A 13852-nucleotide genomic window follows, 5' to 3' on the forward strand; every position below is an offset into this window, starting at 1 on the left:
CCGGAACCGACATATTTCATCATGAGCGATTTGACCGCCGAAGATTTCGCCATGCGAGTGATCGACCATGGGCTGGCCGAACGCCGTGAGGTCAATCAGGCGATCAGCGACCTGGGTGTGGGTGAATTGACGCTGGACGACGCCGTTTCCGCGCTGCAAAAACGTGGACTGGTGACCACGTTGCAGACCGAAAAGATCATGCGGGGCGATCGCTCGGGATACTTTTTCGGTGATTACAAGGTCCTGTATCTGATCGGTGCTGGTACCTTCGCTCGGGTGTATCGCGCTCAGAAAGACGACCAGGTTTTCGCGGTCAAAGTGCTGCGAAAACGCTTTCGCGACGAAGTCAAAGAACTGGAACAGTTCTTACGCGAAGGCAACATGGGATTGAAGCTGCGGCATCCCAACATCGTTCGCATTTTTGACGTCGTGCCCGACAAGCGGAATCCGTTCTTGGTGATGGAATTCGTCGAAGGACAAACGCTTCGGGATCTGGTCCGGATTCGGGGCAAGCTGCCGCCCGAATTGGCGTTGCGATTGATGTACGAAATCAGCAGCGGATTGGACTATGCGGCGTCTCTGGGGATTTCCCACCGTGACTTGAAGTTGTCCAACGTGCTGACGACCGCCGACGGCAAGGCCAAGCTGGTCGACTTTGGTTTGGCCGCGCTCAGCGACCGCAACAATCCCGAGGAAATCGCGGATTGCCCCAACGCGCGGGCGATCGACTATGCGGCATTGGAACGTGGAACAGGAGTCCGAAAAGACGATCCACGCAGCGATATCTTTTTCGCCGGAAACATGCTGTACCACATGCTGGCCGGCCGGCCGGCGTTGACGGAAACTCGTGACCGGTTGGCTCGGTTGAACGTTTCGCGTTTCCAGGAAATCACTCCGCTGCATGAATTGGTTCCCGACATTCCTGGGGTGGTCAATCATCTGGTTCAGCGTGCGATGACTTTCCGACCGGACAAGCGGATCCAGTCGGCCCGACAGTTGATGGAAGAGGCCAAGCGGGCGATGGAACAATTGGCCGCCGGGGATCGACGCCGCGTGGATGAATACAGCGTGGCCAGTGATACACCCGACGACGATGAAACGGGCCCGTCCAACGAGGGCGAAGGTTACGTCGTGATGTTGGTGGAATCCAAGATCGCACTGCAGAACGCGGTTCGCGAACGCTTGAAATCCAAGGGCTATCGCGTCCTGGTGATCAGCGACCCCAACCGGGCGTTGGGACGTTTCGTCGAAGGCGAAGACAAGCCCGCGGACTGTGTGATTTTTGGCGCCGCGGAATTGGGATCGCTGGCTGTTGAAGCGTACAACCGATTCGCGACCGACGAACACACCTGTGAGATCCCGTCGATCTTGTTGGCCGATCGTCGTCAGGAACAAATCATTCGCCAAGCCCGTCGCGGACCCAATCGCAAGCTGTTGGCATTGCCACTGAAGGTCCGTGAATTGCGTGCGGCGTTGGTCAAACTGTTGGCATCGGTGCCGCGTCGCGAGATGGGTTACTAGCGGCGGATGCTGTGCCGACCGAACGGATCCGGTCGAAAGCGATCAGTAGCTTGATGCGTGCGGAACGCTGGTGACTTCTGCCGCACGACTGCGAAAGATCTGGCGTGTGCGGGCCGGCCGGTACGGTTTGGCCAAGTGACGCTGGGTGCTGCCGTGTTCAACAATCACACTGCCATCGCTGATGACGGCGCCGTCGGCGATGTGTCCACCACCGCAAGACGCACAACCGCCGCAGGATTCGACGCCACAAGCGGGTTCCATGCCACAAGCTGGTTCGACGCCACAGTCACACGCCGTTTCGCAACCGCAACTGCTTCCGGCGTACAGTGCGCCGTGTCCCATCGGCACTTGGCAACTGTCACATCCGCCGTCGCATCCGCCATCGCAACGGTATCCCCAAAGGTGCGCGATGCCGCCGAAAACGCTGCGGCATTTACCGCACGATTGGCCGTTGTAGTTGCCACACACGTCGCACGGATCACAGGCATCGGCGGGATGGTTGATCCACGGGTCGACGTACAATTCGCCACAGTCGCTGCAGCTTTGACAGCCCGTGTTGGCGTGTCCCAAGATGATCGGCCCGCCGGCATCGCATCCGCCTGAATCACAACCCATCGGCCCACATCCCATCGGGCCGACGCAGCCGGTGATGCCGGTCAAGCTGAACAGAGCCAGAGCCCCGGCGATCAGGGTGATTCGCGATCGGATCGCAAAGCGGTATTGGTTTGAAACGACAGTCATGGCGGTGGCCCTGTCCGTGGCTGGGGTGGATCGTGACACAATCCAGATCGGCCACACGACCGTCGCAATCCAGAAAAACCGCCCAATCGGTACAGATTCCCGTCGGGTTTCACGGCCGACCCAAGACGGATCCACTGTCGAATGCGTGCTGATTTTCGCCACAACCAGCCTTTGCCCGCTGGGGCCAACCAGCGTCTGCAACCCGGATGATCAGATCGCTTGCAACTGCCGCACCCAACGCAAAAGTCCGGCCCGGTCCAGTGGTTTAGCGTTGATGATTGCGTATCCGGCACGTCGCAGGGCCGTACCCCAGGTGGGCAGCGAATCGTCATCACTGATGGGCAACAGGACATGCACCGCCGTTTCCGGATCGTTTTCCTTCACGCGAATGGCCGGAGGACGCGTCTTGTCCGATAGTGCGATCCCGCCGAATCGGTGGACCAGCGACAGTCCAGCGGCCAACGCCATCGCGTCGGCCGGCCCCGCGTCACCACCGATTGCACCGGAGACGGATCCGATGGCGACCGCCGTCGATGCGACGCCAGTCCGTTTGATCACTGCGGCGGCGATCCGATCGATCAAGTCGATTTCTTTCGGTTTCCAACCTTGGTCCGATTCCGCGGCGACTACACAGACCACCACGCCCGATTGCTTGGCCGCTTCGTTCCAAGTTTCAATGGCCTTTTCCGGAGGCGGGTCACCCGGTTGTTGCAATGCAACGAACAAACCCAACGGGCGGCCCGTTGCCGATTCCCCGACCGACGGTGCCAGAACAACCGCTGCATTGGGGACGTCGGGCAACTTCAACGGTTCGGTGGACCAATCGGCGTCCTTCCAATCGCTGGCCCAAGACGTCGGAGTTTTGCCAGTGATTGGGCCGGCGACCGAATTCGTTTGAACGGAAAGTTCCAGCGGCGCCGCGTCGGATTGATCGGCATCGGGCTGACGCATCACCTTGAAAGTCGTCGGTTGATCGGGCGAAGCCGTCACCACCAAACGTCGCAGCGTTTCAATGTCGATGTCATCGATCTTTCCGGCGGCGACGATACGGTCACCGACTTGGAAGGTCTTCGCGGCCGGGGAATTGGGGATCACATCGTCGACAATGACACCCTGCGATTGTGCATCGTCCTGGTCGGATCCTGACTGGTCGGCCGGTGAGCTTGCGATGATGCCGAGTCGTTGTGGTTGCAGCGGCGGGATGCTGTCGGCCAACTGAATCTGGACGTCGACGACCTGATCATCGCGTCGTACCGAAACGTCGATCGTGTCGCCGGCGTCATAGGGTCCCAAAGCTTCTTTGATCTGTTGAAAACGTTGAACATCGCGGCCGGCCACTTTCGTGACCACGTCGCCGGCGATCAGCCCGGCTTGTTCGGCAGGCGAACGCAAGCGTACCGAAGCCAATGCGGTGTCACTGTCATAGGGATCTTTGGTTTTGGGGACCAAGCCCAGCAAACCCTTGCGGATGTCTTCACCGGACTTCAGGCGTTTCAGTTTTTCGGTGATCACGCGGGCTGGAATCGCGAACGCAATTCCGGCGTCGTACCAACTGGTTTCTTCTTCGGCGCCGCCGACGGCAACCGCGGGAATGACGATCCCCAGAATGCGTCCGGTCAGATCGATCAGCGGGCCGCCGTAGAACGATGGGCTGACACGGGCGTCGGTCTGGATTGCGATGCCTTCCAATCGCGAAAGTGCGCTCAAAATTCCGGTGCTGACCAGTGGGGATCCATCGCTGCCATAACGTCCCATCGCGATGGTCGTTTGTCCGACTTGCATCGTCGGCGGCGACGACAGATCGGCCGGGATCAAAGGCTGGTCGGTATCGATCTTCAACAACACCAAGTTTCGATGGTGGTCGGTCGCAACGACTTCGGCCGCGTGACGCGACCCGTCGTCCAGTCGAATCAACAGACTGGCGGCGTTCGCTTTGGTCACCAAGTTGGAGGTCAAAATGTAACCGTCGCCATCGACAATGATTCCCGTGGTGGGGGCATCGGCGCGGACTTCGTTGCCGGCGGAATCGGCCGTGCCGATCGGCTGGACGGTCACAACGGATTGCCAAAGCGGATCGCAGGCGTCGCGGACGCTGGACGCCATCGCGGTTTGAAACTGCAAACGCTGCGCGGCGGGCGATGTGCCTTGGGCGTCCGTGGTGTTTCCATCCGCCAACATCAAGACGACGACGGCAAGAAGGGGCGCCGAAATGGCCGAGTGAACGCCAGCGGGCAATGAATTCCGTAAGATCAATCGCATGTGCAAAGGCGTCGTTTCATCAAGGCTGGATCGTGACGGGAATGATTTGTGTGCCACGCTGGATCGTCAATTGGACTTTGTCGCGTCGGTCGATTCGGCGCAACTGGTCTTTCAGGCTGGCTTGGCCATCGATGCGACGACCGTTGATCATCAGTAGCAAGTCGTCGGGACGAAGCTCGGATTTGGCGCCGGGCGACTTGGCGATGACCTCGTCGACGAAGGCGGGCGTTTTCTCTAAGACATCCGGCACCAAAACCAGACCAAGTGTTTCCAGATTGTGGGATCGATCACGATCCAAAATCGGATCCGATTCATCGGGCACCACAGATTCGCGACCGGCGACGATGTCATCGACAGCCGTTTTGATCACGGAGATCGGTATCGCATAATTCAACCAAACACCGGTTTCGGAGTCACGCAGTTCTTTGCCTAACATCGCGACCAAGCGTCCGTCCGGAGCCACCAACGCGCCACCGGCCGCCCCCGGATTGTTGGCGATCAAATCCAACACGAACACTTTGCCGCGATAGGGTGTTTTGAAATTGCCGCGGCCCGCATCCAGACGCGCGACGGCCGCGATGGTTCCCTGCATCACGCTGGCGGGTTCGTTTCCCGTCGCCACGCCGAACAGGTTGCTGACCGCCAGAACGGGATCACCGATCGCCGGTTCGATCCAGGTGGTCGAGTCGGCGGGATCATCGCCTTTGCCGGGCAAGGGAAAGTATTCCAAGCCGTCGACATCGATTTTCAGCACCGCCAATTCCAACGCCGGTTGGAATCCGACGATCTTGGAATCAAAGCGTCGGCCGTCATCGGTCACGACGATGGGTTCGACGTCCAGAACGTAGCTCCACGCCGTGGCGACATGTCCGAACGGCGATACCAGGAACCCGCTTTGATAGGCTTCCAGTCCGCGTTTTCCGCCAGCCCCATAAATCTTGACAACTCGTTTTTGTGCTTCGCGGGCCAAGTCGTGCATCGTCGGCGGCTGAGCGTTTGATGGGCCGGCCGACCAAGCGAACACCAGCCCCAACGCTAAGGCGACGCATGTCATCGCCCGCGTACCGAGTGTCGCCGCGGATGTGCCGATGCTTTTCCGATCGTTGTGCTTCCACGTGATCACGATGCATCCTCCTGTTGATCTGATGCATTGGCGGCCGGCGACTGCGCGTCGGCGTTGGGGGCCGGCACACTGGTCCAGCTGTCGACTTTGATTCGCAGAACACTGTCGGTGCCGAAACGCAGGTCCAAAACAGCCGGCACGTTTTCGCTTTGGGAATCGCCGTATTGCAGCCACAGTTCCGCCGGATCGGTGTCACGGTCGGCGAAGACCTCCACCACTTCCAGGGTGCCCGTTTCGGGATGCGACAGCCAACGCGTTTCGGTATCGCTTCGCATCCCCAGCAAACAATCACGCAGCGGACGTTCGCCCGCCAACGGCATGGTGCCCATGAAGTAGGTTTCGCCAAAGCGCGCGGGGCCATCGGCTAGGATGCGCCGCCATGAATCCAGGGCAACAAGCAGTGCCGAATAGTCACCCGAATCGATCGCGTCATAGCGGTCCGATGCCGTGGTCAGTTCCGCCGAATCGTCGCCCACGATCAACGCGGTGCGATCGGCGGCGATTCGAATTTGGACGTCTTGCGGCCGTGGTTGATCGGTCTGGCCGGTGATCACCCAAACGTCGTCCGCTTGGACTTGGCCGGTTGGTGATTGACGGTTCAACTGGTTCACGACGCGATCCGTTTCCAATTGATTGTAATAGCCATTGGCGAATCCGCGGCGACGCTGAATTCTTTGCTTTGCCACTGGCGGAATATCCGAACCCGCGTCGGCAGAACCGTGGGGATGACCGTGTGGGTCACGCTGTTTCGGTTCCTCCGGTGCATCGGATGGTTCGCCGCCCGATGGTTCCGCATCGTCATCGTCCGGTGCTTTTTCCGGTGCCGGTCTGGGTGGCGGTGGTGGTAAAGCGGCCTGCATCTTTTCCAGCAATTCGTCTTGTTGATGCACGCTGGAAAGGCGGACCAGTGTTTCCACGGTCTCGCCGTCTTGTTCAAAAGCGATCTTGATTCGCCAGTGCGCCGGGATGGTGGCCAAGACGTTTTGCAGTTCGTTTGCGGTGACCACGGGCCGACCGTCGACTTCCAGGATTTCCGAACCGTACCGCAGGCCACGCCGATACGCGTCGCTGCTTTCCAAGATGTTCGTCACCACCACGCCGGCGTCCGGATCGGTCGAAACGGTTGCGCCAAGCGTGGCGTGGTCGACGATGCGGCCACTGTGCAGGTATCCCAAAAAGTTCTGTGCTTGGCGGATGGAGATCGCATAGCCGACGCCGACGTTGACGCGACTGCGTTTTTCAAAACTGCATCGTCCGATGATGCCCAACAGTCGGCCGGAAACGTCGTACAGCGGGCCGCCAGAGTTGCCCGGGTTGATCGACGCATCGGTCTGCAAACAGTCGCCGTATTCCAGCAACGTTCCGCTGGGATACTGATAACGTCCGACGCCGCTAAGGATTCCCCAGGTCACGGTGGGTTGCAGATCCGTGGCCAACAAGAACGGGTTGCCGATGGCCATGCACCAATCGCCCGGTCGCGCGGCCAAACTGTCGCCGATCTCGGCGACGGGAAAGTCATTACGTCCCAGCAACTGGATCATCGCCAAATCGCCCACCGGGTCGATCCCGACGATCACGGCGTCATAAATGTTGCCGTCGCTCAGGCCGCACCGCATGTATTCACCGGCCGGGCTGGTCACGTGAAAGTTGGTCAGGGCGAAACCGTCCGGCGAAATCAGAACGCCGCTGCCACCGCCCGCACCGCCGGGGACAAAGACGCTGACGGCCGAAGGCATCGCTTTGGCGATTGCGGCGATCCGGTCCGCTTCGGCCTGTCGCACCGGTTCGGGCAATTCGGCTGACGCATCGGGCGGGGCCAAACCGCCCATGACAAAACCAAGCGAACCGAAAAGGCACAGGAACAGGATACGCTGGAACATTCGACGCCCGGGTTGGATCGGAAACGGCGTGACGGTGGGCACGTCCGCTTCTTATTGTGGCGTCTGGGAACCGTCCTGTCATGCGTGACCACGATCAAGGCGGATCAGAATCGCACTGCCGCGGGATCATGGCGAACAGAAGGCCGGCGTCATCGCGGCCGGGTGTCACGCGGCGGTGCCTGATAGTCGCCCGACTTTCCGCCCGATTTGTGGATCAGCCAAATCGGCCCGATCGTCATCCCTCGCTCGATCGATTTGGCCATGTCATAGACCGTCAGACACCCGACCGACACCGCCGTCAGGGCTTCCATTTCCACGCCCGTCTTTCCCGACGTCTTGACCGTGGCATCGCACAGCAATTGGACCGGGCCATCGGAACCGGTTGATTTATCGGGGGGCGATTCCTGGGTGTTGGATTCGCGACCGGCCCACTGGAACGTCACGTCGACCGATTCCACGGCGATGCTGTGGCACAGCGGGATTAAATCCGGCGTTCGTTTGGCGGATTGGATCGCCGCCAATTGGGCGACCGTGATCACATCGCCTTTGGCGGTATCCGCGTTGCGAATGCGATCGGCCGTTGCGGCCGACATCGTGATCACGCCACGGGCTGTTGCCGTGCGGACGGTCGGCGGTTTGGCGGAAACGTCGACCATCCGCGGGTCGCCGTCGGGTGAAAAGTGGGACATTGGATCGTAGGTGACAGGTGGACGGGTAACGGGGGGATGGGTAACAGGTAGACGGGCGGCGCATAAAAAAACGCCACTCGACCGCGGCAGTCGAGTGGCGTCTTTGTAGTCGACGAGGCATTCAGGATCTTAGCGAACCGAAGCGGGTCGAAGTCATGCGACGGTTCGTTTCAGGCAGCCGTGTCCCGGCGAAAGGGTTGGGCTCAGACGAGCTCTTTACGAGCACCGACCAGCGTTCGCAGACGTTCGGCCAACAAGTGGGCGTCGAACGGCTTCTTGAACGTTTCGTTGATGCTGCTGCGATCGAAGCTCATCGGCTGACCGTCATCGGGCAGCAGAGCGATCAGGACGATATCAGTAAAGTCGATGTTCTTGCGCAGGTTTTGGCAAATCTGCACGGCTTCGATCTTGCCGATCGAAAAGTCGACGATGATACAGTCCGGGCTGAAGCTTTCGGCTTGAATTCCCGCTTCGAAACCGCTGGCGGCCACGGCCACTTTGAACGATTTTTCCGGGGGCAGTTCACGCTTCAAGTTTTCGATCAGAACCTGATCTTGAGCGACGATCAGGCACTTGGCCATCGCTTCGTCCTCCAAGTCGCCCAGCGGCATGCCGTGCTCCTTGAGGAACTTGATCAGATACTCACGCGGGATACGGCGGTCCTGGGATCCAGGAATGCGGTAACCTTTCAAACGTCCCGAATCGAACCACTTCGATACGGTCCGTGGTGCTACTTTACAGATCTTGGCGACCTGTCCAGTTGTGAAGACCTTCATACTAGGTACTCCATAACGCCTCGTTGAATATTCCCTTGGGACAATGGTGCGTCGGTAACCATTGTCCTGTGGCCCTGTCTCGCAATTTCACATCCAACGACGATCGGTCCTGATCGATCGCACCGCACAACCGGTGGGTTTGGCGACGGTAAAGTTGAATGATTCATCACGCTGGGTCTGGGCCTGCCGGCTCGCGTCCTGCAAGACGCTCCCCGAACGGGATCCTCGCGGTTTTTGGTTGTCACAAGTCAATTCGACCGCGTCATGGGACGTGGCCGTTTGCGGGGCAGAAGCTGTGACAGAAAACCGTGGTGCGGGTGCTCGGTGTCGACGTGATCTCGATCCCTCGGCGGTCGACGACTTTGGGTGAAAGTCGCGCGGTCGCGTCTGAAACGTTTCACGCCGACGCACGTCGCGTCGGTGTTCTGCGTTCGTCACTCGTTTTCTGTCCCCGTCCACAACCCGGCAAAAGGTCATGGCCAACGGACGAGGCCGCGTGTCACGAATGCGTTCCCAGATTCCCCCCTGGGTGATCCGAAGCGTTTGACTGCCACCTGCCCGTCCCGGTTCCCATGCGGCGTCTCGGACGAAGTTCCCGAGAAACAAAGGCGGCCGGAAAAAGGCGTTCAGTTAAAAACACTTCTTCACGGGAGTAATGTCGAGCCGAGACGGTGCAATTCTTTAACGCGTTTCAGGTCGAACAGGCACTATCGTCCCTACGCACCGGGCAGGAGGTCGTAGCGGCGCCATCGCTGCGAAGCGGAAACACGTTAAGATTGGCGAAAACACGGCATTTCCGTTCATTACGGTGCGACCGGACCGGTGGGTCAGACGGATCCAACGGTTTGGAAATTTTTGTTTACCGCGCCGTCGCTTTTTCTTGCCCCTTCGATTTTTTGGACTGGTTGTCATGGAACCGACCGCGCTGGACTTCTTCGAGCAAGCCTTGCAAACCCCCAGCCCCTCGGGATACGAGGAACCGCTGCAGCGACTGGTTCGCCGATACATCGAACCTCACGCCGACGCGACGTCGATCGACGTCCACGGAAATTTGATCGCGACATTGTGCCCGGCCGACCAACCCGCGACGTCGTCCAAGTCGACCGGCGATTCGGATTCGTCGTGCGGTCCCCGACTGATGTATGCCGGACATTGTGACCAGATCGGGATGCTGGTCAGCCACATCGATGACGACGGTTTTGTTTACGGCCAAACCATCGGCGGCTGGGATCCGCAACAATTGATCGGCCAAGCAATGACGATTTGGACCCAGGCCGGTCCCGTGTCGGCGGTGATCAGCCGCAAAGCCATCCACTTGTTGACGCCCGAAGAACGGAAACAAGTCGTTCAACTGAATCAGATGTGGCTGGACGTCGGTGCCGTCAAAGGACGGCCCGGTGACGATGATTCGATGATCGATGGCGACACGGTTCGAAACGCGATCCGGATCGGCGACCCCGTCACGCTGGAACTGGGGATGCGTCGTCTGTTGGGGGACCAAGTCACCGGTCCCGGCATGGACAACAAAACGGGCATGTGGACGGTCATCGATGCACTGCGCCGCGTGGCCGCCGATCGCGACGGTCTAAATTGCGAGCTGAACAGCGTGTCGACGGTCCAAGAGGAGATCGGATTGCGTGGTGCGAAGACAGCCGCCGGGCACATCAACCCCGACGTGGCGATCGCAGTCGACGTGACTCATGCGACCGATTGCCCCGGCATCGATAAAAACACCCAGGGAGATGTCCGCGTCGGCGGTGGACCGGTGATTTTCCGCGGACCCAACATCAACGCGAAAGTTGCCCAACGTTTGATCGATTTGTGCCAGTCCAACGACCTGCCCTACCAACTGGCCGCACTGGGCCGCGCCGCGCCGAACGATTCCAACGTGCTGCAGATTCACGGCGGCGGCGTCGCCACCGGCTTGGTCGGCGTACCCAACCGCTACATGCACTCCGCCGTGGAAGTCGTTTCCCTGTCGGATATCGATCACGTCGCCGAACTGTTGAAGTGTTTCGCGTTGGCGCTGGAGCCCGACGACGACTTCATTCCCGGGTGATGGACAAAGCCCGTCGGTGTCGGGGCAACCCGAATGATCCGCCGCATCGTCGACGGTTTTTGGATGGTTTTCGCCCCTGGCAAAGGCTTTTGCTTGTCCGAGTCGTCGGCCGCCGTGATAGGCTGGTGGGAAAGACACAGAACCGGAATCTTCCTGACCCATCGGTCAGCCTGGCCGACCGGTCGGCCTGTCCCACCGGTCAGTTCGTTCCTTCCGCACCAGCGACGCATGAGCGATTCGTCAAGCAACGACGGGATGATCCGTTTGGAACAAAACGGCGACGATTCGATTCGCAACGAAGACCTTTTGGATGCGTTGCTGGAAAACATTCCCGACGCGGTCTATTTCAAGGATCTCCAAAGCCGGTTCCTGCGGATCAGCGACGCGATGGCTCGCAAATTCGGCGTCGAATCAGTCGAAGCGGTCAAAGGTCACACCGACGCAGAGATCTTCAGCGCCGAACATGCCCAATCGGCACGCAGCGATGAACTGAACATCATTCGCACCGGCCAGCCGATGGTCGAAATTGTCGAACGGGAAACTTGGCCCGATCGCGACGACACATGGTGCCTGACGACGAAGATGCCGTTGCGGTCACGAGGCGGTTCGGTCATCGGCACCTTTGGGATCTCGCGCGACATCACCGAATTGAAATTGTCGCAAGATTCGCTGAAGCAAGCGTTGAAGGCGGCCGATGCGGCGAACCGCGCCAAGAGCGAATTTCTGGCCAACATGAGCCACGAGATTCGCACGCCGATGAATGCGATCATCGGTATGGCGGAATTGCTGGGCCAGACCCCCTTGGTCGACGAACAACGCGAGTACGTCGAACTGTTGCGTCAATCGGCGACGTCCCTGTTGTCGTTGCTGAACGACATTTTGGATTTCAGCAAGATCGAAGCCCGCAAGCTGGAATTGGAAGCCATCGATTTCTCGGTCCGCGAGGTCATCGGTCGCTGTTGTCAAACGCTGGCCATCAAAGCCGCCGACAAAGGTCTGGAATTGGCCTGTCGGATTGCACCGGAAGTCCCCGACGCGATGTGTGGTGACCCCGGACGATTGCGGCAAGTGTTAACGAACCTGGTCGGAAACGCGGTGAAGTTCACCGACGCGGGCGAAATCGTCGTCGACGTACAGCCACATCAAGAACATGACGGATTGGCCGCTGCACATGACCACCCCGATCACACGTGGCTGCGCGTTCTCGTCCGCGATACCGGAATCGGTATCCCCATCGAACAGCAACAGGAGGTGATGAAGGCGTTCACCCAGGCCGATGCATCGACAACGCGCCGCTACGGTGGGACCGGTCTGGGACTGGCGATCTGCCGACAACTGGTGGAATTGATGGGCGGGCATATCACGCTGGAAAGCACCCCCGGGGAAGGCACCACCTTCACGTGCTTTATCCCCTTCGAAGAAAGGGAATCCGAAGGCCGGGCCGAAGCGACACCGTTTGAGATTCCCGGCGAGCTTACCGATCTGGGCCCCGAACCGCTTTCGAAACTGGCCGGCTTCAAAGTCCTGGTCGTTGACGACAACGGGACCAACCGTCGGATTCTGGACGAAATCCTGTCGTCTTGGAACGTTCGCTGTGACGTCGCTGCCGATGGCGATGAAGCCATCGAAAAAGTCAAGAACGCAATCGAACAAGACGCGATGTACCCGCTGGTGCTGTTGGATTGCATGATGCCCGGGATGGATGGGTTCGAAGTCGCACGTCGTGTGCGAACCGGCTGGGATGTTGCCGGGACCAAATTCATCATGTTGTCGTCGGCCGCACGCAGCGACAACGCGCGCCGGTGTCGCGAAATCGGCATCGATCGATTCTTGACCAAGCCGGTCATGCAATCGGAACTGCTGGAAAACATCTTGCAGGTGATGGACTTGGACGTCCGGCGCGAAAAAGCGAAACCCGTCAAACGCCCCGCCGGTCGGTCGTTGAAAGTCTTGGTCGCCGAAGACGGTGTGGCCAATCAACAAGTCGCGATCGGCTTGCTGAAAATGGCCGGACACCAGCCCACTTTGGCCTGTGACGGAAACGAAGCCGTCCAGTGCTGGTCCAAGTCATCGTTTGACGTGATTTTGATGGACATGCACATGCCGGAAATGGACGGCTTGGACGCGACACGAATCATTCGTCAACAAGAATCCACACGGGGATCCGGACGCCATGTCCCGATCATCGCTTTGACCGCCGCGGCAATGGAAGACGATGCCCGTGCGTGCCTGGATGCCGGCATGGACGCTCACGTCGCCAAACCCATCGACCCCGCGCAGCTGGAATCAACGATGCAGCAACTGTGCGGTGAATCATCCGTCGATTCGCCGGATGCGGTCGCGGCCGGTCCGCCCGCGGAATCTGTCGCGAGGGTCGATAATGCAGCCGGCCATGACGCGAGCGGCCATGATGCAACTGACAAGGACGTAATGGACCCAGTCGCTGGCGGGCAACCGCCGATCGATTTTGCCCGCGCGTCCGAGCGGATTCCCGGCGGGGAACCTTCGGTCCGGCGTGTCGCGGCCGTTTTTTATGACGAAACCACCAAGCTGTTGCGTGACATCGACAAAGCGTTCCAGGCGGACGATTTGAAAACGCTGCGACGGTCGGCCCACACGATCAAAAGCTCGGCCAACCTGTTCTTTGCAACGCGTTTGAATCGTGCCGCGACCGTTGTGGAACACGCGGCCAAGGATGCGGACGACGACATCGCGCCGAAGATCGCCGAGTTGTTCGATGCGTTCAGCGAAGTCGAACCGGCGCTCAAAGCCTTTGTAAAGTCATAGCCGAACCGTCGCGACAG

At 59.5% G+C, this 13852-nt stretch carries 9 protein-coding genes; 3 read left to right on the forward strand and 6 right to left on the reverse strand.

Features of this window, described 5'->3' with window-relative positions; genetic code table 11:
- Positions 1-21: 21 nt before the first annotated feature.
- Positions 22-1521, forward strand: coding sequence for a serine/threonine-protein kinase (locus HFP54_RS14870; protein WP_146413168.1), 1500 nt, complete (start codon positions 22-24; stop codon positions 1519-1521).
- A gap of 42 nt (positions 1522-1563) precedes the next feature.
- Here HFP54_RS14870 and HFP54_RS14875 read toward each other — a convergent pair whose 3' ends face one another.
- The 6 genes from HFP54_RS14875 to HFP54_RS14900 all read right to left on the reverse strand — a co-directional run bounded on the left by HFP54_RS14875 (position 1564) and on the right by HFP54_RS14900 (position 8989).
- Entirely contained in the window at positions 1564-2262 is a 699-nt protein-coding gene (locus HFP54_RS14875; RefSeq protein ID WP_197136740.1) for a hypothetical protein, read from the reverse strand.
- A 210-nt stretch (positions 2263-2472) separates the two neighbouring features.
- Positions 2473-4521 (reverse strand): trypsin-like peptidase domain-containing protein, encoded by a 2049-nt coding sequence (locus tag HFP54_RS14880; protein ID WP_168565731.1) that lies wholly within the window; start codon positions 4519-4521, stop codon positions 2473-2475.
- 19 nt (positions 4522-4540) lie between these two features.
- A complete protein-coding gene (locus HFP54_RS14885; RefSeq protein ID WP_315853901.1) occupies positions 4541-5644 on the reverse strand; it encodes a S1C family serine protease in 1104 nt (367 codons plus the stop codon).
- Entirely contained in the window at positions 5641-7566 is a 1926-nt protein-coding gene (locus HFP54_RS14890) for a S1C family serine protease (RefSeq protein WP_315853902.1), read from the reverse strand. The genes HFP54_RS14885 and HFP54_RS14890 overlap by 4 nt, the downstream gene beginning before the upstream one ends.
- Before the next feature lie 107 nt (positions 7567-7673).
- Positions 7674-8213, reverse strand: a complete 540-nt coding sequence (gene moaC, locus HFP54_RS14895) for a cyclic pyranopterin monophosphate synthase MoaC (protein ID WP_168565733.1) — start codon at positions 8211-8213, stop codon at positions 7674-7676.
- 203 nt (positions 8214-8416) lie between these two features.
- Positions 8417-8989: a helix-turn-helix domain-containing protein gene (locus tag HFP54_RS14900; RefSeq protein ID WP_145299405.1), complete on the reverse strand. Its 573-nt coding sequence runs from the start codon at positions 8987-8989 to the stop codon at positions 8417-8419.
- A 910-nt stretch (positions 8990-9899) separates the two neighbouring features.
- Between HFP54_RS14900 and HFP54_RS14905 the strand changes: the two genes are divergently transcribed.
- Together HFP54_RS14905 and HFP54_RS14910 are read left to right on the forward strand one after the other, a co-directional pair.
- Positions 9900-11048 (forward strand): M42 family metallopeptidase, encoded by a 1149-nt coding sequence (locus HFP54_RS14905; RefSeq protein ID WP_168565734.1) that lies wholly within the window; start codon positions 9900-9902, stop codon positions 11046-11048.
- Between the two features lie 228 nt (positions 11049-11276).
- On the forward strand, positions 11277-13835 hold the full coding sequence (locus HFP54_RS14910; protein WP_168565735.1) for a PAS domain-containing hybrid sensor histidine kinase/response regulator: 2559 nt from the start codon (positions 11277-11279) through the stop codon (positions 13833-13835).
- Positions 13836-13852: the final 17 nt, after the last annotated feature.

The sequence above is a fragment of the Crateriforma spongiae genome (assembly GCF_012290005.1).
GTDB classification, from domain to species: Bacteria; Planctomycetota; Planctomycetia; order Pirellulales; family Pirellulaceae; genus Crateriforma; species Crateriforma spongiae.